Here is a 22,567-nt window from a genome sequence, read left to right as displayed (position 1 = left end):
TATAGTGCAAAAAATTAGGAAGCCAACATGGAATTACTGATCCAACCGGGAAAACTAACCTTAGCCGATTTACGTCAAGCTTACCTCAACCCAATTAAAGTTAAATTAGATGAAAGTGCTTCATCTGCAATCAATGCAAGTGTGGCTTGTGTAGAGCAGATTGTAAATGAAGGGCGTACAGCTTACGGCATTAATACTGGTTTTGGTTTACTTGCTTCGACCAAGATTGCTCCTGAAGATTTAGAAAAATTACAGCGTTCATTAGTTCTCTCGCATGCGGCAGGTGTAGGTGAAGCACTTGATGATGCAATGGTTCGTTTAATTATTCTATTGAAAGCAAATAGCTTGGCGCGTGGTTTCTCTGGTATTCGCCGTAAAGTCATTGATGCTTTGTTGGCTTTAATTAATGCTGAGGTTTATCCGCATATTCCTCTTAAAGGTTCAGTAGGTGCATCAGGTGACTTAGCACCACTTGCACATATGTCCCTAATTTTATTGGGTGAGAGTAAAGCGCGTTATAAAGGTGAATGGTTACCAGCAGTTGAAGCTTTAAAAGTTGCAGGTTTAGAACCGATTTCTTTAGCAGCTAAAGAAGGTTTAGCACTTTTAAATGGTACACAAGTTTCAACCGCTTATGCTTTACGCGGCTTATTTGAAGCGGAAGATTTATTTGCAGCTGCAACAGTTTGTGGTGGCTTAAGCGTTGAAGCAATGCTGGGTTCACGTGCACCATTCGATGCGCGTATTCATGAAGTACGTGGTCAACGTGGCCAAATTGATGTGGCTGCGGCTTATCGTGATCTATTAACAGACTCAAGTGAAATTGCACATTCGCACGAAGACTGTAGCAAAGTTCAAGACCCGTATTCATTACGTTGCCAACCACAGGTAATGGGTGCATGTTTAACCCAAATCCGTCAGGCTGCTGAAGTACTAGAAATTGAAGCAAATGCTGTATCTGATAACCCGCTTGTTTTTGCTGAACAAGGTGATGTGATTTCTGGTGGTAACTTCCATGCAGAACCTGTAGCAATGGCGGCCGACAACTTAGCATTGGCAATTGCAGAAATTGGTTCACTGTCTGAACGTCGTATTTCGATGATGATGGACCGTCACATGTCACAACTTCCACCGTTCTTAGTAGCAAATGGTGGTGTTAACTCAGGCTTTATGATTGCCCAAGTAACTGCTGCTGCTCTTGCAAGTGACAACAAAGCACTTGCACATCCGGCAAGTGTGGATAGCTTGCCAACTTCAGCGAATCAGGAAGACCATGTATCAATGGCTCCGAATGCTGGTAAACGTCTTTGGTATATGGCTGACAACGTCCGTGGCATTTTAGCTGTTGAATGGTTAGGCGCTTGTCAGGGTCTAGACTTCCGTGAAGGCTTAAAAAGCTCGCCTAAACTTGAACAAGCTCGTAAAATCTTGCGCGCTCAAGTGCCTTACTACAGTGAAGACCGTTTCTTTGCTCCTGATATTGAGCAGGCAAGTGAGTTACTCGCGAGTGGTTGCCTAAACGAGTTACTCATTCCAAAACTACTCCCTAGTTTATCTGAAGTGTGATTGAAAAAACGGTCACATGGAGTGGCCGAATCTAACTAAATATCCTCAAGGATTGGAGATTATAATGTCGCAAAGCTCCACACTACAGCGGGGGTTGAACACTCGCCACATTCGTTTCTTGGCATTAGGCTCAGCAATTGGAACTGGGCTTTTCTATGGTTCGGCAACTGCCATTAAAATGGCAGGGCCTTCAGTATTACTTGCGTATATCGTTGCAGGGATTGCAATTTATATCGTGATGCGTGCACTGGGTGAAATGGCTGTCCAAAACCCAGTTTCTGGCTCGTTTAGCCACTATGCTTCGCAGTACATTGGTCCTTTGGCAGGTTTTACCACAGGATGGACTTATGTTTTTGAGATGATCATTGTGGCTTTGGCCGATGTCACTGCTTTTGGTATTTATATGGGGTTCTGGTATCCCGATGTGCCACGGTGGATCTGGATTTTGTCTCTCATTATGTTCTTAGGTGCGATTAACCTGATTCATGTAAAAGTCTTTGGTGAGCTCGAATTTTGGCTGTCTATCATCAAAGTGAGTGCCATTGTTGCCATGATTTTAGGCGGAATAGGCTTAATGTTCTACGGCTTCCATGCTGACCATAGCAGCGTGGTACCGGGCATTCAAAACTTATGGATTTATGATGGCTTTATGCCACATGGTATTGCAGGTTTGATTGCTTGTTTATCTGTAGTTGTATTTGCTTTCGGTGGTATCGAAATTATTGGTATTACAGCAGGTGAATCACAAGATCCGAAAACCACTTTACCAAAAGCAATTAATGCTGTTCCAGTACGTATTTTACTTTTCTATGTACTGACCATTTTTGTACTGATGTCGATTTTCCCATGGAACCAGATCGGTAGCCAAGGTAGTCCTTTCGTACAGATTTTTGAGAACTTAGGCATTCAATCAGCAGCTACAATTCTAAATATTGTAGTCATTACCGCGGCAGTTTCAGCAATCAATAGTGATGTATTTGGTGCCGGTCGTATGCTTTATGGCATGGCGAATCGTGGTCAAGCACCTCGAATTTTCCAGAAATTATCACGTAATGGTGTGCCATGGATGACTGTAGTGGTTATGGCTGGCGTGCTATTAATTGGTGTAGTGCTGAACTACCTGATTCCTGAAAATGTATTCATGATCATTGCATCAATTGCAACATTTGCAACGGTTTGGGTGTGGCTCATGATCTTGCTTTCACAAGTTGCGATGCGCCGTAAATTATCTACTGCTGAAATTAAGGCATTGGATTTCCCAGTCATTGGTTGGCCATATGCTCCTGCTTTTGCAATTGGTTTTATGGCGTTCATTTTAGTCATGATGGGATATTTCCCAGACTCGCGTCCTGCAATTTATGTCGGAATCACATGGCTTGTTCTGTTAATGATTGCTTATCGTATTTGGGTAAAACCTCAGCAAGATTTGGGAAAGCAAAATAATTCAGTCCCGCATAATATCGAGATAGAAAGCTAACAAATGAACTGCCCAATGGTTTAACGATTGGGCAGTTTCGAGGATAGGCGAATGAAAAAACTTTGGCAAAACTGCCATATTGCGACCATGCAAAATGGGCAATATTCCTACATTGAAGATGCTGCAATCGTCACAGAAGGGCATCTGATTCACTGGATTGGAAAACAACAACAACTTCCTGCCGACACATATTCCGAAACAGTTGATTTAAAAGGAGCTTGGGTAACTCCAGGATTCATCGACTGTCATACACATAGTGTATTTGGTGGCAACCGTAGTGTTGAGTTCGAAAAGCGCTTACAAGGTGTGAGCTATGCTGAAATTGCAGCAAGCGGTGGTGGCATTGCCAGTACAGTACGTGCAACGCGTGAAGCCAGCGAAGAACAATTACTAAGCTCAGCCCTGAAACGTATTCGCTGTATGCAACAAGACGGCGTTACAACCATCGAGATCAAATCTGGCTACGGACTCAATTACGAAAATGAGCGCAAGATGCTGCGTGTGATCCGTCAAATTGGTGAAGCTTTACCAATGACGGTAAAAAGCACTTGCTTGGCTGCACATGCGTTACCGCCAGAGTACAAAGACCAAAGCGATGCTTATATCGAGCATATCTGTACAGAGATGTTGCCTAAACTGCATGCTGAAGGTTTAGTCGATGCAGTAGATGCATTCTGTGAGCATTTGGCATTTTCACCAGCTCAGGTTGAACGTGTTTTTAAAACAGCACAGTCTTTGAATCTACCGGTTAAGCTTCATGCTGAGCAGCTCTCATCGCTAGGTGGCTCAAGTTTGGCAGCACGTTATCATGCTTTGTCGGCTGACCATTTAGAGTACATGACCGAAGATGATGTTAAAGCCATGGCAGAGTCGGGCACGGTTGCGGTGTTATTACCGGGTGCCTTTTATTTATTGCGTGAAACACAATATCCACCGATTGAAAGTCTCATTAAACATGGCGTGCGTATTGCGCTGTCGAGTGATTTAAATCCGGGAACATCTCCAGCACTTTCTTTACGTTTAATGCTCAACATGGGCAGTACACTTTTTCGCTTAACGCCTGAGCAAGCATTAGCGGGTGTCACCATTCATGCTGCACAAGCGCTCGGTTTAGAGCAAACACACGGCAGTTTAGAGCAGGGTAAAGTCGCTGACTTTGTTGCTTGGGATATTGAGCATCCATCTGAAATAGTTTACTGGCTTGGCGGAGATTTGCCTAAGCGAGTAATTCAGCATGGACAAGAAGTTATTTTTTAAACGGTATCACCATGAATCACACATTTAAATGGCAAGGCCGCCATGATGGCGAAGGTGAAGCACACCAACGTATTCATCATATTATCAACAAGACCCAACATGCCGAATTTGCGCTGATTGGTTTTAGCTCTGATGAAGGCGTGAAACGTAATAAAGGTCGCGTCGGGGCTGCCGATGCGCCAGATGCAATCCGTAACCAGCTTGCCAATTTACCTATTCATCGTCCAGTCAGTATTGTCGATTTGGGTACAGTGACCTGCGAATATGACAATTTAGAGCAAGCCCAAACTGAGTTAGCTGAACAAGTCGCAAACAGCTTGCAAAATGGTTTAAAGCCGATTGTATTGGGCGGAGGACATGAAGTTGCATTTGGTAGCTTTAGTGGTCTGTTCCAATATATACAAGCCCACGCGCCAGATAAAAAAATAGGCATTATTAATTTCGATGCCCATTTCGATTTGCGTGAAGCAGAGCATGCTACCTCTGGAACACCTTTCTTACAGGCAGCTCGACTTTCAGAACAGCATCAAAAACAATTTAATTATTTATGTATTGGGGTCGCCAACCATGCCAATACTAAAATTTTATTTGATACAGCCGATGCTCTAAATTGTTCATATGTACGAGATCATGAGGTTAATATTTTTAACCTAAACAACGTGCTTGCAGCGGTTGATGCTTTTATTGAAAAAGTAGACTGTTTGTACGTTACGATTGATTTAGATGTCTTCGCGGCTGCGGTTGCACCGGGGGTCAGTGCGCCAGCTGTAAAAGGAATTGATTTAGCGACTTTTGAAGCGATTTTTAAGCATATTCAAGAGACTGGCAAAATTCAACTGTTAGATATTGCTGAGTGCAATCCAAAATTTGATTTGGACAATAGAACTGCAAAGTTGGCTGCCTATATTGTTTATCAATATTTGTTTTCTTGAGAAACAATTTTTAATGTAGAAATTCAAAAGTGCACTGAGATCGTTCATGTGCACTTTTTTTTAAGTTCTTGGTCTATTAAAGTCAGATGTGGAATATAGATAGCAACTATAAATAATATAATTAAAAAGAAAATTAATTTATAAAATCATTGAGTTAAAAAAATACTCGATTTTTACACCATTTTATATGCTGCTTGGCACGTAATTTGTTTTGTCTTTATTTTAACCTTTGTTAAATATTTCTGGATAATTAAATGAAAAACAGAACCTTACATTTTGCTTGTATCAGTGTTTTATTTTGGATGTCTCATTCTTCTAATGCTGCAACCCCCGAAATAAATACAAATACCATCGAAAAATCACAATCTAAACAAAACAGTAATGTCTCTGTTCGGGTGAAAGCTTTAAACCAGCTTTTACAAGAACAATGGGAATATACTTTGAAAAATAGTCCTGAAACTGCAACCGTTTTAGGAGATTTACGCTACAACAATCGATGGACCGAGCTTTCAAAAAATCAGATCGAGAAAGATAAAAAAAGCACTCAAGATTTTTTAAAACGTTTTGAAGCAATTGATAGCACAGGATTTTCAGCAACTGATCAATTAAATAAAGACTTAATGATTTATCAGTTGAAAGAAACACTTAAAAATTATGATTTGAAATTGTATGAGATGCCTTTTAATCAAATGTGGGGGCTACATTTACAATTTCCGGGATTTATTAGTTCGATTCCATTTGATAATGCTAAGCAATATCAAGACTATATTTCTCGTTTAAAACAAATTCCTCTTATTCTTGATCAAGGTATTCAGTTAGCGAAACAAGGACAAAAAGATGGTTTGATGCCACCCAAATATTTAATTGAAAAGGTGGCAAAGCAGATTAATAGCATTGCAACTCCCGCAGGGAAGGACAGTGTGTTTGCTTCTCCATTAAAGCAATTTCCAAAAAGCATTTCAAAAGCAGAACAAGAGCGTTTAAGCCGTGAAATACTACAGGCCATAGATCAAAATGTTCGACCTGCTTATCAAAAACTCGGGACGTTTATTCAGAAAGATTACTTACCCTATGGACGACAACACGAGGGTATATGGAGCTTGCCAAACGGTGACGAGCTCTATCGCTTTTATGTAGAAAACAATACGACAACTTCTGAAAGCCCTGAAAATATTCATCAGCTCGGGTTAAAAGAAGTTGCTCGCATAGAAGCGGAAATGTTGAAAATTGCCAAAGCGCAAGGTTTCAATGACTTAAAAAGTTTCCAACAATCATTAAAAACAAATCCAGCGGTTTTCCCAAAATCTCGTGAAGAAATTTTAGAAATTTATCGTGGGTATATTGCGCAAATGCAACCAGAGTTGCCGAAGCTGTTTGGTTTATTACCCAAAAATAAAGTCGAAGTTTTACCTGTAGAGCAATATCGAGAAAAAGAAGCGGCAGGTGCGGAGTATCACCAAGGCACACCTGATGGTTCACGTCCCGGACAGGTGTATGTAAATACTGGTGACTTCTCTGAACGTTCCAACATATCCATGGAAGCGACTGCTTACCATGAAGCAATTCCCGGCCACCATATGCAGATTGATATTGCCCAAAACCTGCCAAATTTGCCGATGTTCCGAAAGCAGCCGAATCACACCGCCTATATTGAAGGATGGGCACTTTACGCAGAGCAATTGGGCAAAGATGTGGGTTTCTATAAAGACCCGCTTTCAGACTATGGAAGACTATCGAGTGAGTTGTTCCGTGCTTGTCGTTTAGTGGTTGACACTGGCGTGCATTATAAAAAATGGACCCGTCAGCAAATGATTGATTTTATGCGAGAACATTCTGCGTTAGATGAACCAGATATTCAGGCAGAGGCAGACCGCTATATTGCTATTCCTGCCCAAGCATTAGCATATAAGATGGGACAACTAAAAATTTTAGAGCTAAGAGAGCTAGCCAAACAGGAGCTTGGAGACCGTTTTGACATCAAAGCATTCCATGACATGATTTTAAATGCAGGAACATTGCCTTTAAATATTCTGGATGCACGTATTAAAAATTGGATTAAGGAACAAAAAGCTGCAGCTTAAAACAAAATTCGAAATTTAGGTCAGGTCCTCGTTGGGCCTGATTTAAAAACTGATAGAAAACAGAATATAATTATAAAAAATATATTTTATTTCAGAACTTTAAAATGGAAAAATCTTTAAAAGAATACCAAGCTATTATTTTTGATATGGACGGTACTTTAGTCGACTCCTTTAGCTTCTTTTTAGGTGCTTTAAATCAGCTTGCCAAGAAGCATAAATTTAAATCTGTAGAGCTACATGAAGTAGAGCAGTACAAACATCTTTCACCAAAAGAAATTATGAAAGAGATGAAAGTCTCCAGATGGAAACTACCTTGGATAGCTAAGGATTTCATTCGCTTAATGAAAGAAAGAGATCAAGAAGTTAACATGTTTGAAGGAATGCGGGATCAGCTAATAGAACTCCACAATCGAGGCTATACGCTCGCAATTATTACTTCAAACTCTAAAGAAAACTGTCAAAGTCTTCTTGGTGCAGAGCTATGTGAGCTTTTTGCTCATATTGATGGTGGCTCGTCTATATTTGGTAAGGCAAAAAGAATTAGGCGTGTGCTCAACATTTTGGATGTAAGTAAAAACCAAGCAATTTATGTTGGCGACCAAACCACTGATGGCGAAGCTGCACATAAAGCAGGCATTGATTTTGCTGCGGTAGGTTGGGGTTATACATCGCCTGAAAAATTAAAAACCATTCAGCCCAAAGTCGTGCTAACAGACTTAGCAACCATGAAAGAATTTTTCTAAATATATGAAATGCAGGATAAACCATGAATAACAATAACAACCCGATTGGAATGATTGATTCTGGTTTAGGTGGGCTGTCTCTCTTTAAGCACATTCGGCAGGCACTTCCGAATGAAGACATTATCTATTTCGCTGATTCGAAATATGTCCCGTATGGAGACAAAGAAAGCGACTGGATTGTTTCACGAACCACTCACTTAATCTCAAATCTTATAAATGACGGGAAGTGCAAAGCGATTGTGGTTGCTTGTAACACCATGACGGCAGTAGCGATTGAAACGATTAGAGCACAAATTAGTGTTCCACTTATTGCAATAGAACCGGCCGTAAAACCCGCAGTGGCAATCACTCAAAGTAAACATATTGCGGTTTTGGCAACTGCAACGACGGTTAAGGGAAAAAATCTCAAGAATTTAATCGAAACTTACGCACAAAATATCAAAGTGTCTTTAATACCTTGTATTGGTTTGGCCGAAAAAATCGAAACGGGCAAAGCACATACCGCGGAAGTTAAGGATTATTTAGAAAATATTTTGGCGCCGTTAGTCGAGCAAAAAGTCGATACGATTATTTTAGGATGTACACACTATCCATTTGTCTTAGATACGATTCAGGAAATTGTAGGTCGTGATATACAAATTATTGAGCCTTCGGAAGCTGTAACAGCGCAATTAATTCGGCAGCTCAATCAATATCATTTAAGTTCTGAAAGTCCAAATGAGGGAAATCATATTATTTGGACCAGCTCAGATCCGTTGGAAGTTGCGGACGTGACTTTTTCTTTGTTAGGTAAACATTTACCCGTAGAAACTACTGGTTTTTAAAGCCAAGAAAAACGCCTAGCCCCATAAAAATGAGTCCACCCATAACTGACATAGATTTTTGGGGCTTCTTTGATTTAGTTAATTTTTGGCTAATGTAATTGGCTAAAAACACACAAACAATATCAGCAGAAACAAAGATTAGATTCACAATCAGCCCCAGAATGATGAATTGAGACCAAACTGGAAAATCTAATGAGGTATTAATAAATTGAGGTAAAAATGCGATATAAAAAATAGCGGTTTTAGGGTTTAAAACTTCGACCAGAATGCTCTGCTTTAAAGATAATTGACCATTTTCAACATTTTGTTGAACAGTAGGGGACGAGGTAGATCTAATTAATTTAATGCCTAACCAAACTAAATACAAAGCACCTAAAATCTTAATAATATCATAGAGTTTTGGAATAATTTGAAAGATAGTCGTTAAGCCTAAAGAGGCTGCAATGATATGAAAACAACCTCCTAAGAAAATTCCAAATGCTGCCATCAAACCAGATTTCCTACCGCGAGAAAGCGTCTGTGCAGCCGTATAAAGCATGGCTGGACCCGGAATATAAGCAAAAATAATTGTAGTAATTAAAAATGTAATGAAAAGCTCTAAAGAAATCATGTTTTACCTATCTTATTGTTACTATTTTTGAGTGAATTTTAAACAATTTAAAGTATATGAAATTTATAAGTATTTCAATTTTATAATCAGATTTATGGCTATAAAAACTCAAAATAACTTGATCTAACTTTTAGAGTCACTGTCAAAAAATCTCAATCACAAAACTCTAAGCTCAGAGTACCTAGATTAAGATATTTTTTATACTTAACTTTTCTCATCTTAGACGTATTTATATTAATTGTTAAATTAGAATTAATGATCAATCTATTTTATTAACCAAATATATATAACTCAAGTTTATATTTTAAATTTAATTAAAAGCCGTAAATATAATAAAGAAAATAATATTATTTAAATATGAATAAAATTATTATATTTAAAATTTTTCATTAAAATAAATTGACGTACTTTATTATACCGATTAATATCTCGTTGCTGGCCTACATTGCCAGCCGGTTTTGACAGACCGTACTTAGCAAATGGGTTATACTTACTCAGTATTTCCCATGTGGAAACCTTTGTGCCCCCTTTTTCTCTATGGTAGGGCGGAAGGGGGACGCGTTCGCGCGTGCTGGTCGCTAGGTCTAGTCTGTCAACCCTCTTTCGTCCTGCCACCCTAATCAATTGACGGTGATTTGGTGGTAGGACTCCATTTTTAAGGAGTTGGCCATGCCACTATTTAAACTCATTTTCTCTCTCAGTTAATAATTTTATTTATTTAAAATTGGGATTCTTACAACCTGATTTTTAAAATTTGTAAATTATTTTTATTTTAAAATTTTAATTATTTTATTTTCCTATATTTGTGGGAGGGTTGATTGTCATTTAAAAAATTATTTTAATATTAAGATTGATCATATTTTTATTTTATTTGAAGATATAAATAATCATGAGAATAATATGAAACTTCATAAATTTATATTAGTTTTAAACCTTGTGGTCGGTGCTTATAGTATTACAAATGATGAAGCCAATGCTCAGCAAGAATTTAAAAGAATTTGCTTGTCAGGTGAACACATGCAAGCCAGTTGTAATTGTGTTTGCCAACAGCTTGCGCAAGTGTATTCACCTCAAATCGTGCAACGTTTAAAACACACCAGTTTGCAAAGTCCTGATCTCCCACAGGACTTTGCCCCTAACTTGTTCAGCAGCATTCAACGCTGCGACAAAAATGAAATGGGCTAAGTTCGCTTAGCTCCTTTATCTCTGTGTCGCAATGATCTCTCAAACTTTAAATCAGCGCAAAAGTAAAAGTCCATTGTGACGCAGGGTCCTATAGGGGCTTTACTATCAAACTGGTTTTTCTTTCGTGAGAAAGCTTCTGTGTAGCGGTATGAAAGCAATAAAAAAGCCCGATAGGCAATTAATGCATGTCGGGCTTTCTAATCAACAGAAGCGATCTACACCTTTTATGGCATAGATAGCATGTCTGATTATTATTCTACAGTTACTGACTTCGCCAAGTTACGTGGCTGGTCAACGTCCGTACCACGTAATACAGCAACGTGATAAGACAACAACTGAACTGGCACGCTATAAACGATTGGAGCGAGCCATTCGTTTACTGCTGGAATATGCACAACGTGTTGACGGTCTTTTTCATTGATTCCGCTATTTTCATCAGCAAAAACAAATAACTCACCACCACGTGCCTGAACTTCTTCCATATTTGATTTTAGCTTATCAAGCATTTCATCATTTGGAGCAAGAATCACGATTGGCATTTCGCTATCAACAAGTGCCAATGGGCCGTGTTTTAACTCGCCCGCTGCATAGCCTTCTGCATGAATATATGAAATTTCTTTTAGCTTTAATGCGCCTTCCAATGCGATTGGATAATTCGTACCACGGCCTAAGAATAAGCAGTGATTTTTTTCAACGAATAATTCAGACAAACGCAAAATTTCTGGGTCATTTTTAAGCGTATCAAGAATAACTTTCGGGCTGTGCCATAACTCACGTGTAATCTCTTCAAGCAGAGCAGGGCTAATACGTTGTTTCACTTGACCAATTTTCAAGATTAACAACATAAGCGCAGCGAGCTGAGTCGTAAACGCTTTAGTTGATGCAACACCAATTTCAGGACCAGCAAGCGTCAATAAGTGATGATCGGTTTCACGAACCATTGAAGACGTAGCAACGTTACAGATAGTCAAAGTCTGAATATTGATATTGTTTGCTTTCGCACGCTTTTGAGTTTCACGTAGTGCAGCTAAAGTATCGGCAGTTTCACCTGACTGTGAAATACAAATATAAAGTGTATTTTCGACAATTACAGGAGTGCGATAGCGGAATTCACTTGCGATTTCAACTTGGCAAGGCACACCAATCAGTTGCTCAAACCAATATTTCGCAATCATTCCTGAGTGGTAACTTGTACCACAAGCAATGATTTGTACGCTTTGAATTTTGTTGAAATCTGCATCAGCATTTTTCAGGAAATCATCACGTAAGCTATTGCCATCAAGCGCTTGAGAAATCGTTTGCTTGATTGCTTCTGGTTGCTCATAAATTTCTTTGAGCATGTAGTGCTTGTATTCACCTTTTGATGCACTGCTTACGGTTGCATCAAGCTCTCGCACTGGACGCTCAACGCGCTCGCCATTTGCAAATACTTCAATTGAAGTACGTGTAAGACGTGCAATATCGCCTTCTTCTAGGTACATAAAGCGGTTAGTCACTGGTAAAAGTGCAAGTTGGTCTGAACTAATAAAGTTTTCACCAATACCTACACCAATGACTAAAGGTGAGCCTTCACGTACAGTAATCAGTTCATCTGGATAATCGCTGTGGATAATACCTAGCGCGTAAGCACCTTTAAGCTGAGGTACAACAGTTTCAACAGCTTCTAAAAGGCTATCTGTACTTTTTAATGCTTCAGCAACTAAGTGTGCAACAACTTCAGTATCTGTTTGAGAAGTAAAAACGTAACCTAAAGCTTGAAGGTCATCTTTTAATTCTTGGTAGTTTTCAATGATACCGTTATGTACAACAGCAACCTTACCAGACATATGCGGGTGAGCATTGTTTTCAGTTGGTTTACCGTGTGTTGCCCAACGGGTATGTGCAATCCCGATAGCCCCTGTAAGCTGGTGTTCAGCAACTGCATCGGCAAGATTGATTACTTTACCTACACGACGCTCACGTAAAATTTGTTGGTTATTCAGTAAAGCAACACCCGCAGAATCATAACCGCGGTATTCAAGACGTTTTAAACCTTCAATTAAAATCTCAGTTACACAACGTTCTGCAACGCCTCCGACGATACCACACATACTTCAATCCTCTTATTTCTTCAGCTTTTGGGGACGTTGATAATTTGCTTTTGAAATTTGTTGCGCACGTTCAAAGGAGAGACTTTGTTCGGCTACATCTTTCGTAATCACAGAACCCGCACCAACTGTTGCGCCATTCCCAATGGTTACCGGAGCAACCAGCGAGCTATTAGAACCGATAAAAACGGCATCGCCAATAGTGGTTTTGTGTTTATTTGCACCGTCGTAATTACAAGTAATCGTACCTGCCCCAATATTCGATTCAGCACCGATTTCTGCATCACCTAAGTAGGTGAAATGGTTGGCTTTACTACCCAATCCAATCGTTGTGTTTTTAACTTCAACAAAGTTGCCGATATGTACTTCATTTGCCAATTTAGCGCCTGGGCGTAAGCGTGCAAATGGTCCAATTTGAGCATTTTCACCAACTACTGCACCATCAAAAACGCTATAGGCTTGAACCTTAGTGCCTGCTGCAATTTTGGTATTCTTTAAAATACAACCAGCGCCGATTTCTACAAAATCGCCCAGTTCACAGTCACCTTCAATAATCACATTTACGTCAATACGAACGTCATGTCCAACTTTCACAGAACCGCGTAAGTCAAAGCGTGCAGGGTCTGCAAAAGTTACGCCTTGTTGCATAAGCTCTTTTGCTTGCTGTTGCTGGAACTCACGTTCAAGTGCAGCAAGTTGTAAGCGGTCATTGACGCCTTCAACTTCAAAAGCGAGTTCTGGTTGAATAGATGCGATTTCTAGACCATCTGCAACAGCCATTGCTACGATGTCAGTTAGATAATATTCGCCTTGCGCATTTTCATTTGAAAGTTTAGGCAACCACTCATGAAGTTTTGCATTGCTAACACAGTAGATGCCTGTATTGATTTCTTGAATCTGACGCTGAGCTTCTGTTGCATCTTTATGTTCAACAATCGCTTGAATCTTACCTTCTTGACGAACGATACGACCATAACCTGTTGGGTTGTCGACATGTAAAGTAATCATGCCAATGCCCGTTTTACTTGAAACTTCAACAAGTTGCTCTAGCGTTGTTTGACGTACTAAAGGTACATCACCATAAAGAATTAATGAAATACCGTCTTTAGGAAGTACGGGTAAGGTCATTTGTACCGCATGACCTGTACCTAGTTGTTCTGCTTGTTCAACCCACCCAATATTTTCTTGTGCAAAAGTTTGTTTGACGTGGTCACCACCATGTCCATAAATCGTAATAATATTTTCTGCGTGTATTTTTTTTGCTGTTTGAATGACATGTCCTAAAAGTGGGCGACCCGCTAAAGGTTGTAATACTTTAGGAAGCTGAGAACGCATACGCGTTCCTTTGCCTGCAGCAAGAATAATGACGGTAGTTGACATGAATAACTCTAATGATTTAACTCAAATGGATAATAATTAGTGTACAAAGAGCAGCCCATACACCGGCAATAATATCGTCAAGCATAATACCAAAACCACCATGCACTTGACGATCAATAACGCGTATAGGCCAAGGTTTCCAAACATCGAAAATCCGAAATAATATAAATCCCCCAATCACCCACATCCAATTCATTTGTTGTAAATAAAGCAGGGGAAGGAAGGTAATAGATTGTCCTGCAAATTCATCCCAAACAATTCGACCATCATCGTGTACATCAATAACTTTTGCAGTTTGACCACAAATATAAATTCCTACCAAGGACATGATAAGGATAGCGATTAAGCTTAAGTTAAAGCCAAGCGATAACCAGATTGGAACGAAAAGTAGGGCAAAGGCAGAGCCAAAAGTACCGGGAGCTTTAGGTGCGAGACCAGATCCGAAACCAACTCCACAGAAAACGATGCAGCGGTTGAACCAAGACATGTCCTTAAAATGAATCGGTGGCTTATGCAAAGTGTTGGTATCCATGAATTTGCAATGGGTAATCTGAACCCAAATGCTTAAAAGTTAGTTGTGTTTGCTCAACGATCTCTCCGATCATTGTAATCTTAATGTCTAGTTGTTTTTGCAAAAGTTTTTCATAATTTTGCGGTGTTATTGTAAAACATAACTCGTAATCATCACCACCAGCTAAAGCGTATTGCCAGCGCTGTTGTTCTGGTAGTGCTTGTAGTGTTGAATCAATCGGTAACTTTTCTAAAAGTAATCGGGCACCGACATTTGAAGCTTTTAAGATATGGCCTAAATCTTGGGCTAATCCATCAGAAATATCAATCATACTAGATGCTAATCCCTTCAGCTGTTGTCCAAGCTGACAACGTGGTGTCGGGTAGTCTAGTCTTTCTTGTAATGGATGACCTAGGTGCTGTAAACCATACGCGGCATCACCAACTTGACCGCTCACACAAACATAGTCACCGACTTTGGCACCTGAACGTAACACGGCTTGTCCGTTTTCAACCCAGCCCATGGCTGTGACAGTAATGGTGAGATGAGGGCCTTGGGTCGTGTCTCCACCAATCAGAGCAACCCCAAATTGATTACAGCAGTCATAAATTCCCTGACTGAATCCTTTAAGCCATTCATGATCAATTGTAGGTAGGCTGAGCGCCAGTAAAATACTATGCGGTTTTGCCCCCATTGCTGCAATATCTGAAAGATTAACAGCTACGCTTTTCCAGCCAATTGCATGGGCAGAGGTATCAAGAGGAAAATGACGTCCAGCAACTAGCGTATCTGCACAGATCACCAATTGTTGGTTTACGGGAGGGGTAATTAAGGCTGAGTCATCTCCAATACCCAAGGTGACATCTGTGTAAGATTGTCTGTTAAAGTATTGGTCAATAATAGAAAACTCAGCCATATCAACTTCAAACCTATTAGTTTGCTTGTTGTTTTTCAGCACTACGTAGTGTTGAACTTAAACGATCTAGAACGCCATTAATGTATTTATGGCTATCTGCTCCACCAAAGTGTTTAGCGAGTTCAATAGCTTCATCTAGAACTACTCGGTAAGGTACTTCTAAATGATCACGTAATTCGTAAGCACCCAAGCGTAATGTTGCTAGCTCTACACCATCAAGTGCACTAAGTTCACGGTCAAGGACCGGAATAAGTAATGCATCAAGATCTTCGTGCTGTGCAATCACTTGTGTTAGCAGTTCGTGATAGTAGTTTAAGTCTACCTTGTGCATTGCATTTTCAGCACGGGTGCGTGCTTCGATTTCATGTACAGGGTTGTGACTCATTTGCCACTCATAAATACCTTGTACAGCAAAACGACGTGCTTTACGTTTTGCTGCATAAGCGGCTTGCAGTGTTTGAGACATGCTTTAAATTGCCTTTAATAAATTAACCATTTCAATTGCAGTTAAAGCAGCTTCGCTACCTTTGTTTCCTGCTTTTGTACCTGAACGTTCGATGGCTTGCTCGATGCTATCAGTAGTTAATACACCATTGATGACAGGCAAGCTGCTTTCTAACGCGACTACACCTAAACCTTTTGCACATTCACCTGCAACGAAGTCAAAGTGTGGTGTGCTACCACGAATAACTGCGCCAAGTGCGATGATTGCATCAAACTGGTTTGATGTAGCTAATTTTTTAGCAACAATCGGGAGTTCCCATGCGCCAGGAGCGTGAATAACAGTAATGTTATCTTCATTTACACCATGGCGTTTTAATGTGTCGATTGCACCATCCAATAAGTGTTCAACAACAAAGCTGTTGAAACGACCCACTAAAATCGCATAACGACCTTCGCTTGCGAGATGTAATAAACCTTCAATACGGCGAATTGCCATAGCAACCTCGATTATTTCGTTGTGATTTGATCAGCAGTGACATATTCCACTACTTCTAAATTAAAGCCAGATAAGGCATTGAAACGTAATGGTGAGCTGAGAAGCTTCATTTTTTCAACACCTAAATCACGCAAAATTTGAGCACCGACACCAATGGTTTGATATTGATGTGAAAGTGCTGCATTGGATTTCACCGGTTTTGGCTTATTTAAATCATCCAACGCTGGTCCCAAGTCTTGCAAATGATCTTGTCCGATCCAGACTAAAACACCGCGATCACTCGCTGCAATCGTCTGTAGGGCACGGTCTAAGTTCCACGCAGGTTCACCATCAGCTTTATTGAGCTTAAGCAAATCGCGAATTGGACTAAAACCATGCACACGTACTGTTGTAACACCTTCTTTTGGCTCGCCTTTAACTAAAGCCAAATGAATGTCCGGGTTACCAATCTCACGATAACGATAAAGTTCAAATGAACCATATTCTGTTTGAATGGTTTTTTGATCCAGACGTTCAACCGTTTGCTCATTGGTCATGCGGTAGTGAATCAAGTCCGCAATTGTACCAATTTTTAAGCCATGCTTCTCGGCAAAAATTTCTAAATCTGCACGGCGTGCCATTGTGCCATCTTCATTAATGATTTCACAAATAACAGAAGCTGGTTCAAGACCTGCTAAACGGGCTAAATCACAACCTGCTTCGGTATGGCCTGCACGATGTAAAACACCGCCTGGTTGTGCCATTAACGGGAAAATATGACCCGGCTGTACGATATCAGTTGGTTTTGCATGCGCTGCGACAGCAGCTTGAATTGTATGTGCACGCTCTGCTGCTGAAATACCCGTGGTAATACCTTCAGCGGCTTCAATTGATAAGGTAAAGTTTGTACTGTGCTGAGCACCGTTTTGGTCAACCATCAACGGAAGGTTTAACTGTTTACAGCGCTCACGGCTTAGCGTTAGGCAAACTAGACCACGTGCATGGGTAATCATGAAGTTAATATCTTCAGGACGAACATGCGTTGCTGCAATGACAAGATCACCTTCATTTTCGCGATCTTCGTCATCCATCAAGATAACCATTTTGCCTGCACGAATATCGGCGACAAGATCTTCAACACGACTCAGCGGCATTCGCTTTCACCTTTTTTTGTCGTAAGACAATTTCTATTTAATAAATTTTGCATAGTTTACGCTGTTTAGAGAATTTTGCCTATGATTCTGATTTATCCAAATTTGTGACATCTAAGAATAGATCGAGATTTATTTATACAAATAAATCATAAGAAAATGGAGTGGTTTTAAATAAAAGCCATGAATTTAAATAAAAAAAACCTAGCCAAAAGGCTAGGTTCTGATGCGCGTAGTTACTTTTTATGAAGCTGCACTACTTGGACTATCATTTTGTGGGATTGATTTTTTCCCCATTAAAATTTCAGTCCGGATATTTTGAGCAAGTTCAGCACATTCTGCATTCATACCATTGATCATAAATGCATGACGTGTCATCACATTGCTTGGGTTTGGCATTGCAACAAGTTGGTAGCTGTCTTGAATTGCTTTGAGCTGTTCATTTTCGAGATATAAAGCTGACTCTTTAGCGTGAAGATGCTGTGCTAAACGTTGAGCAGCTTCTTTTGCATCGATTTGCATAGCTTCTACAGCATTACATGTTGCACTACGAGTTTGCAGCGCAAAACGTTTATCTTCACGGTAACGTTTATATAAAACATCTGAAAGTAATTGGAATACGGTTCCAATCATAAGCAGACATTCTACGGCATGCGTATGAGAGGTTGAAATCGCAAGTGTCGCGCCTTCGGCATTAAACTCATCTACTACTTCAATATCTGTGAGCTTCAATTGGTAATGCTTAACGCATAACTCAATACTCTTGTTTAAAAAGAGCTGGCAGAGTTTGAAATAAGGAATAGATACCGATTGGTTAACACTGCTTAATAACTGTTTAGGGTCATAAAACTGAATATTGAGTGCCAACGTATGTTGATCAGCTGAATCTGAAGCTTTCTCGGTTTGTTGGCGAACTGCTGGTTTCGCTTTCGCTTGTTGCTGAGCTTGTGCAACCAAAGTTACCGTATTTTGTTTTTCTAGAGCCAATGCTTGAGTTAACTGCTGAATTTCATGCTTCAAGCGGTTTTCTTCATTAATGCGTGCCAAATATTCGGTACGGGTTGGACGAGCAATCGCGCGATAGGCAAGCCACAATAAAACATGCAAAAACAGAGAAGCTAAAATTGCAAGCCATTGAGTACGAAGAATTTCTCCAATACTTGGCTGAATCAACGTAACTTCGATAGATCCGACTTTCTTTTCATTTTGAAGGGCATCACGAGCAAAAATTTCGCCTTGGCGGGTTTTTGAAATTCCGCTTGTTGCTAGAACCTGTTTGTTTGCATCAAGAATGCGAATAGACGCAACACTTGGATTGGTCGCATAGCGATTGGCAATCAGAGCTAAAGACACCGTATTAGCAGGTTCAAGCTCAGATAAGCTGTCTGCAACGAGCTGACTGGTCATGAGCTGACCTTGACTCGCACGGTTTTCATTAAGCTGGTGTGTCGTTGCAATGACCAATAAAAAGGTATGCAATGCAAAACTAACGATCAGTAGGCTAGCAAATAGCCCTTGTCTAGGCGCAATCAAGTTAAACTTCCAAGGCAATTATATTGAAATTCGATTATGATTCTTACAATAGTTGTCACTCAGACTAGAGTCAATTCATGCGAGAAATCATTCTTATATCCTTTTTAGGACCGGACCAACCAAACCAGTTTACCCGATTAATGCAAGTACTATCCGTACATTCATTGCAAATACTGGATGTAGGTCAGGCTGTTATTCATAATCAACTTACATTAGGCATTGTGGTCGCTTCTGATAATGAAACTGCGACCGCTTTGGCAATGAAAGAGATTTTGATTTTAGCACATGATATTGGCTTAACAGTGCGCTTTAAACCAATCACGGGCGCAGAATACGATCAATGGGTAAGTGAAGGTGGTCGGACTCGTTATATCGTCACGGCTTTAGCCCCAGAACTCACTGCGGCACACTTACAAGCAGTTACAAAAATTGTGTCTAGCCAAGGCTTTAACATCGAAACAGTAACGCGTTTATCAGGTCGTGTAGACTTCGAAAGAGATAATAAATTTCCACGTCGTGCCTGCGTACAGTTTGGTCTAAGTAGCGGCCCAACTTTAGATGCACAAGCCATGCGTGCTGCATGTTTACTTCTTTCAAGCGAATTAAATATCGATGTTGCTGTTCAAGAAGACAATGCTTATCGCCGTAACCGCCGTTTGGTGTGTTTCGATATGGACTCAACATTAATTGAACAAGAAGTGATTGATGAGTTGGCGATTGAAGCAGGGGTAGGTGCACAAGTAGCTGAAATTACTGAAAGAGCGATGCAAGGTGAGCTTGATTTTCAGCAAAGTTTCCGTGCGCGCGTTGCATTATTGAAAGGACTTGATGCTGCTGTTTTACCTAAAATTGCAGAGCGTTTAACCATTACCGAAGGTGCAGAACGTCTTATCTCGACCTTAAAGGCACTTGGTTATAAAACGGCAATTTTATCTGGTGGATTCCAGTATTTTGCTGAATATTTACAAGGCAAACTCGGTATTGATGAAGTCCACGCTAATATCTTGGATGTGCAAGACGGCTTCGTAACAGGTGAAGTGAAAGGCGCAATTGTAGATGGCGCCCGTAAAGCTGAGCTATTACGCGAGCTTGCGAATAAGATGGGGATTTCTCTAGAGCAAGCGATGGCAGTAGGCGATGGTGCAAACGATTTACCAATGCTTGCGATTGCAGGCTTAGGCGTTGCCTATCGTGCAAAACCATTAGTACGCCAAAATGCAAATCAAGCGATTTCAAGTGTTGGTTTAGATGGTGTGCTGTATTTACTCGGTATGCATGATAAAGATTTAAATCGTGCTTAACCTACATGGATAAGCTTTAAGCGCTACTTCAGAGTAGCGCTTTTTTTATGCAGAATAGTCATAAAAACAAGCAAGTTATGACAAAATTTTGCACAGAAAAAAGGCAATAAAAAAATCTGAAAAAAACTTATTTGGGGCCTTAAAAACAGCATATTTTTTTGTAATGACACGCCAGAATTGATGCTATATAGGGAATCGAACTTTTTGAATTTTACAAAAATGTAATGACAAAAGAATGTTGCGACAAAGTATGTCGCATTGAGAAAAAACGGGTCTTTTTTTCTAAAAAAAAACATCCATAATGCATCGTAAGCTTCAACACAAATCATGAATTAAAGTTGTTTTTGGAATGAGGTCGGGTATTTAAGACCGAATGTTTTTAGACGTTTTCATTAAGACGGAGGTTTCTATGGTAACAGCGAATTTTGCCGCTATCGCCGAATTCAGCTTAATTGCTGTCGCGCTTGTTGCTGTTTTCTTTTCTCCTTACCGTCGTTGGCTTGGTTTTATGCTTGCAGGGATGTTCTTTTGGGGGCTATTGGAAGTGGTCCGTTTTGGAGTTCAAGTCACTTTTGAAATGCCAGTCACATATAGTTATTTAACTGCACTAAGTCTAGCGATGGTAATGGTTACATTTATTCTGTTACGTGAGGATAAACAAGCACAAAAGGCATTGGCAAATCGCCAATATATAGAACACACGCCAGTATATGAAGATGATCAGCAGCAATGTTCTAGCCGATAATTAAATTGTTATCTAACGGTAAAAAGGTATGCACAGCATGCCTTTTTCATTTACGAAACGTGATTTTTATTATACAAAGCATTTATTAAAAAATAGCCAGTTATGCTACGATAGATGCGTCTGTTGACGTTTCATCTAGATTGCGTTGCCAGCTAAAAAATTATCAATTGATGCATAAAACACAGGCAATGGTATGTCGTTGCTAAGTTTTGCTCTAAAGTTTTCATAAAAATACAATAGGCGTGAATGTTCATGAAACTTTCTTCCATACCTGTAGTCAAGTTACCTCTCGTTGATGTCAGTACAGACCCGTTAGATTTATTGGTAGCAGGTTTAGTGCTGCGTATGAAGCAGTTGGCGCGTACTAGCCCTAAGTTTATTGAACTGATTCATGACCGCGCGTTCCGTATTCAGATTGGTACAGACCTAGGCGTTGCACGTCAGATCATTATTAATAATGGTCAAATTGACACGGTTGCAGGTGCACCTGAGAAAGCTGATTTTATTTTGCAATTCGCAGACAGTGAGCAAGGTGTAAAAACTTTGATTAAAGGTGACCCAACAGCATTTATGACGGGTATGCAAGACGGCAGCATTAAAATGGAAGGTGATTTCAGCCTATTGGTATGGTTTAACCAAGTCGCTAAGCTCATTCCACCTAAGTTACCAAAACCAGTAAAAGAAAAAGTACGTCAGGCGCGTGCTTTCATTAAAGAGAAAACTGGACGTTAATTGCCAGACATAAAAAAACTCCCATTTGGGAGTTTTTTTATGTCTATGCTTCAACTTCCAAATTGAAAGTTACTGGGCCATCATTAATGAGGTGTACTTTCATATCCGCAGCAAAAATTCCGGTTTGAACGTTTTCAAATTGAGAATGTGTATATTCAACCAATTGTTCGTATAATGCTTTTGCATCGCTAGGTGGCATTGCCGGGCCAAAGTCTGGACGCAAACCTTTTTGTGTTTGTGCCATTAAGGTAAATTGCGACACAAGCAGGATTCCACCATTTGCTTGAGACACGTTCCAGCCCATTTTGCCTTGCTCATCATCAAAGATTCGATATTTCAAAATTTTATCAATAAGCTTTTGGCCAACAGCCAAATTATCATCTCTGCCAATGCCTAAAAACACCAGTAGGCCGTGTTGGATTTCGCCTGTAGTTTCACCGTCTACCACCACTTTGGCTTCAAGAACTCGTTGTATTAAAGCGCGCATAGTTAAAGCAAATTTCTATAATTAATTGAATTAACGTAGTTTAGCAGAATTTAAATTAAATGATTTTTAAAAGGAAATTTCATGGAACTGCAACAATGGTATAAAACCTCGCAATTCATCCATAAAAATA

The 22,567-nt window shown here is 39.9% G+C and carries 21 protein-coding genes and 1 pseudogene; 11 read left to right on the top strand and 11 right to left on the bottom strand.

The features are described from left to right. The first annotated feature begins 27 nt into the window (after positions 1 to 27). The 7 genes from hutH to murI all read left to right on the top strand — a co-directional run bounded on the left by hutH (position 28) and on the right by murI (position 8,880). Positions 28 to 1,566, top strand: a complete 1,539-nt coding sequence (hutH, locus tag RFW85_RS05075) for a histidine ammonia-lyase (RefSeq protein ID WP_170247970.1) — start codon at positions 28 to 30, stop codon at positions 1,564 to 1,566. Between the two features lie 64 nt (positions 1,567 to 1,630). Then, on the top strand, positions 1,631 to 3,043 hold the full coding sequence (locus RFW85_RS05070) for an amino acid permease (protein WP_170247971.1): 1,413 nt from the start codon (positions 1,631 to 1,633) through the stop codon (positions 3,041 to 3,043). Positions 3,044 to 3,094: 51 nt separating this feature from the next. Continuing rightward, entirely contained in the window at positions 3,095 to 4,300 is a 1,206-nt protein-coding gene (gene hutI, locus RFW85_RS05065; protein ID WP_170247972.1) for an imidazolonepropionase, read from the top strand. Between the two features lie 11 nt (positions 4,301 to 4,311). Next, on the top strand, positions 4,312 to 5,232 hold the full coding sequence (gene hutG, locus RFW85_RS05060; protein WP_170247973.1) for a formimidoylglutamase: 921 nt from the start codon (positions 4,312 to 4,314) through the stop codon (positions 5,230 to 5,232). Between the two features lie 254 nt (positions 5,233 to 5,486). Beyond that, positions 5,487 to 7,313: a DUF885 family protein gene (locus RFW85_RS05055; RefSeq protein WP_170247974.1), complete on the top strand. Its 1,827-nt coding sequence runs from the start codon at positions 5,487 to 5,489 to the stop codon at positions 7,311 to 7,313. Between the two features lie 104 nt (positions 7,314 to 7,417). After that, complete coding sequence (locus RFW85_RS05050) at positions 7,418 to 8,056, top strand: HAD family hydrolase (protein WP_170247975.1); 639 nt, start codon at positions 7,418 to 7,420, stop codon at positions 8,054 to 8,056. Between the two features lie 23 nt (positions 8,057 to 8,079). Continuing rightward, positions 8,080 to 8,880: a glutamate racemase gene (gene murI / locus RFW85_RS05045; protein WP_170247976.1), complete on the top strand. Its 801-nt coding sequence runs from the start codon at positions 8,080 to 8,082 to the stop codon at positions 8,878 to 8,880. Here the strand turns inward: murI and RFW85_RS05040 are convergent. Next, positions 8,867 to 9,490: a LysE family translocator gene (locus tag RFW85_RS05040; RefSeq protein WP_005300472.1), complete on the bottom strand. Its 624-nt coding sequence runs from the start codon at positions 9,488 to 9,490 to the stop codon at positions 8,867 to 8,869. The two genes, murI and RFW85_RS05040, sit on opposite strands and share 14 nt — an antisense overlap. A 900-nt stretch (positions 9,491 to 10,390) precedes the next feature. On the opposite strand from RFW85_RS05040, the pseudogene RFW85_RS05035 reads away from it, so the two are divergent. Further along, positions 10,391 to 10,685: pseudogene (locus RFW85_RS05035) on the top strand (hypothetical protein). Between the two features lie 241 nt (positions 10,686 to 10,926). Here the strand turns inward: RFW85_RS05035 and glmS are convergent. The 8 genes from glmS to RFW85_RS04995 all read right to left on the bottom strand — a co-directional run bounded on the left by glmS (position 10,927) and on the right by RFW85_RS04995 (position 19,190). Continuing rightward, positions 10,927 to 12,765 (bottom strand): glutamine--fructose-6-phosphate transaminase (isomerizing), encoded by a 1,839-nt coding sequence (gene glmS, locus RFW85_RS05030; RefSeq protein WP_170247977.1) that lies wholly within the window; start codon positions 12,763 to 12,765, stop codon positions 10,927 to 10,929. Between the two features lie 12 nt (positions 12,766 to 12,777). After that, positions 12,778 to 14,142 carry a bifunctional UDP-N-acetylglucosamine diphosphorylase/glucosamine-1-phosphate N-acetyltransferase GlmU gene (glmU, locus tag RFW85_RS05025; protein WP_170247978.1) on the bottom strand — a complete coding sequence of 455 codons (1,365 nt, stop codon included), beginning with the start codon at positions 14,140 to 14,142 and terminating at the stop codon, positions 12,778 to 12,780. Positions 14,143 to 14,158: 16 nt separating this feature from the next. Beyond that, a complete protein-coding gene (locus tag RFW85_RS05020; RefSeq protein WP_016143831.1) occupies positions 14,159 to 14,674 on the bottom strand; it encodes a phosphatidylglycerophosphatase A in 516 nt (171 codons plus the stop codon). Continuing rightward, positions 14,652 to 15,569 carry a thiamine-phosphate kinase gene (gene thiL / locus RFW85_RS05015; RefSeq protein WP_170247979.1) on the bottom strand — a complete coding sequence of 306 codons (918 nt, stop codon included), beginning with the start codon at positions 15,567 to 15,569 and terminating at the stop codon, positions 14,652 to 14,654. Before thiL ends, RFW85_RS05020 begins: the two co-directional genes overlap by 23 nt. Positions 15,570 to 15,585: 16 nt before the next feature. Further along, positions 15,586 to 16,035 (bottom strand): transcription antitermination factor NusB, encoded by a 450-nt coding sequence (nusB, locus tag RFW85_RS05010; protein ID WP_002119137.1) that lies wholly within the window; start codon positions 16,033 to 16,035, stop codon positions 15,586 to 15,588. Positions 16,036 to 16,038: 3 nt separating this feature from the next. Then, positions 16,039 to 16,509, bottom strand: a complete 471-nt coding sequence (gene ribE, locus RFW85_RS05005) for a 6,7-dimethyl-8-ribityllumazine synthase (protein ID WP_002119264.1) — start codon at positions 16,507 to 16,509, stop codon at positions 16,039 to 16,041. Between the two features lie 11 nt (positions 16,510 to 16,520). Beyond that, entirely contained in the window at positions 16,521 to 17,642 is a 1,122-nt protein-coding gene (ribBA, locus tag RFW85_RS05000; protein WP_002119278.1) for a bifunctional 3,4-dihydroxy-2-butanone-4-phosphate synthase/GTP cyclohydrolase II, read from the bottom strand. Between the two features lie 240 nt (positions 17,643 to 17,882). After that, positions 17,883 to 19,190, bottom strand: coding sequence for a hypothetical protein (locus RFW85_RS04995; RefSeq protein WP_170247980.1), 1,308 nt, complete (start codon positions 19,188 to 19,190; stop codon positions 17,883 to 17,885). A 59-nt stretch (positions 19,191 to 19,249) separates the two neighbouring features. On the opposite strand from RFW85_RS04995, the gene serB reads away from it, so the two are divergent. Continuing rightward, a complete protein-coding gene (serB, locus tag RFW85_RS04990) occupies positions 19,250 to 20,473 on the top strand; it encodes a phosphoserine phosphatase SerB (protein WP_046812091.1) in 1,224 nt (407 codons plus the stop codon). Positions 20,474 to 20,496: 23 nt separating this feature from the next. Here serB and RFW85_RS04985 read toward each other — a convergent pair whose 3' ends face one another. After that, the gene (locus RFW85_RS04985) at positions 20,497 to 20,769 is read right to left on the bottom strand and encodes a hypothetical protein (RefSeq protein ID WP_309171223.1); all 273 of its coding nucleotides are present in this window, start codon (positions 20,767 to 20,769) and stop codon (positions 20,497 to 20,499) included. A 113-nt stretch (positions 20,770 to 20,882) separates the two neighbouring features. On the opposite strand from RFW85_RS04985, the gene aciT reads away from it, so the two are divergent. Together aciT and RFW85_RS04975 are read left to right on the top strand one after the other, a co-directional pair. Next, positions 20,883 to 21,218 carry a ciprofloxacin tolerance protein AciT gene (gene aciT / locus RFW85_RS04980; RefSeq protein ID WP_309171217.1) on the top strand — a complete coding sequence of 112 codons (336 nt, stop codon included), beginning with the start codon at positions 20,883 to 20,885 and terminating at the stop codon, positions 21,216 to 21,218. 252 nt (positions 21,219 to 21,470) lie between these two features. Next, complete coding sequence (locus RFW85_RS04975; RefSeq protein WP_033849133.1) at positions 21,471 to 21,950, top strand: SCP-2 sterol transfer family protein; 480 nt, start codon at positions 21,471 to 21,473, stop codon at positions 21,948 to 21,950. 43 nt (positions 21,951 to 21,993) lie between these two features. Here the strand turns inward: RFW85_RS04975 and dtd are convergent, their stop codons facing one another. After that, complete coding sequence (gene dtd / locus RFW85_RS04970; protein WP_170247981.1) at positions 21,994 to 22,437, bottom strand: D-aminoacyl-tRNA deacylase; 444 nt, start codon at positions 22,435 to 22,437, stop codon at positions 21,994 to 21,996. Positions 22,438 to 22,567 lie beyond the last annotated feature (130 nt).

This window comes from Acinetobacter sp. 12966, from assembly GCF_031196995.1.
Lineage (GTDB): Bacteria > Pseudomonadota > Gammaproteobacteria > Pseudomonadales > Moraxellaceae > Acinetobacter > Acinetobacter geminorum.
Note: the sequence above shows the minus strand (reverse complement) of the source record. Positions and strands in the feature narration are given on the sequence as shown.

Coding starts and splice junctions, on each gene's coding strand:
- RFW85_RS04985 (WP_309171223.1), bottom strand. CDS start 20,769: ATGTTTTTTTTTAGAAAAAAAGACCCGTTTTTTCTCAATGCGACATAC.
- dtd (WP_170247981.1), bottom strand. CDS start 22,437: ATGCGCGCTTTAATACAACGAGTTCTTGAAGCCAAAGTGGTGGTAGAC.
- glmS (WP_170247977.1), bottom strand. CDS start 12,765: ATGTGTGGTATCGTCGGAGGCGTTGCAGAACGTTGTGTAACTGAGATT.
- RFW85_RS05055 (WP_170247974.1), top strand. CDS start 5,487: ATGAAAAACAGAACCTTACATTTTGCTTGTATCAGTGTTTTATTTTGG.
- RFW85_RS05040 (WP_005300472.1), bottom strand. CDS start 9,490: ATGATTTCTTTAGAGCTTTTCATTACATTTTTAATTACTACAATTATT.
- hutH (WP_170247970.1), top strand. CDS start 28: ATGGAATTACTGATCCAACCGGGAAAACTAACCTTAGCCGATTTACGT.
- RFW85_RS04975 (WP_033849133.1), top strand. CDS start 21,471: ATGAAACTTTCTTCCATACCTGTAGTCAAGTTACCTCTCGTTGATGTC.
- aciT (WP_309171217.1), top strand. CDS start 20,883: ATGGTAACAGCGAATTTTGCCGCTATCGCCGAATTCAGCTTAATTGCT.
- hutI (WP_170247972.1), top strand. CDS start 3,095: ATGAAAAAACTTTGGCAAAACTGCCATATTGCGACCATGCAAAATGGG.
- RFW85_RS05020 (WP_016143831.1), bottom strand. CDS start 14,674: ATGGATACCAACACTTTGCATAAGCCACCGATTCATTTTAAGGACATG.
- glmU (WP_170247978.1), bottom strand. CDS start 14,142: ATGTCAACTACCGTCATTATTCTTGCTGCAGGCAAAGGAACGCGTATG.
- hutG (WP_170247973.1), top strand. CDS start 4,312: ATGAATCACACATTTAAATGGCAAGGCCGCCATGATGGCGAAGGTGAA.
- murI (WP_170247976.1), top strand. CDS start 8,080: ATGAATAACAATAACAACCCGATTGGAATGATTGATTCTGGTTTAGGT.
- ribBA (WP_002119278.1), bottom strand. CDS start 17,642: ATGCCGCTGAGTCGTGTTGAAGATCTTGTCGCCGATATTCGTGCAGGC.
- nusB (WP_002119137.1), bottom strand. CDS start 16,035: ATGTCTCAAACACTGCAAGCCGCTTATGCAGCAAAACGTAAAGCACGT.
- serB (WP_046812091.1), top strand. CDS start 19,250: ATGCGAGAAATCATTCTTATATCCTTTTTAGGACCGGACCAACCAAAC.
- RFW85_RS05070 (WP_170247971.1), top strand. CDS start 1,631: ATGTCGCAAAGCTCCACACTACAGCGGGGGTTGAACACTCGCCACATT.
- ribE (WP_002119264.1), bottom strand. CDS start 16,509: ATGGCAATTCGCCGTATTGAAGGTTTATTACATCTCGCAAGCGAAGGT.
- thiL (WP_170247979.1), bottom strand. CDS start 15,569: ATGGCTGAGTTTTCTATTATTGACCAATACTTTAACAGACAATCTTAC.
- RFW85_RS05050 (WP_170247975.1), top strand. CDS start 7,418: ATGGAAAAATCTTTAAAAGAATACCAAGCTATTATTTTTGATATGGAC.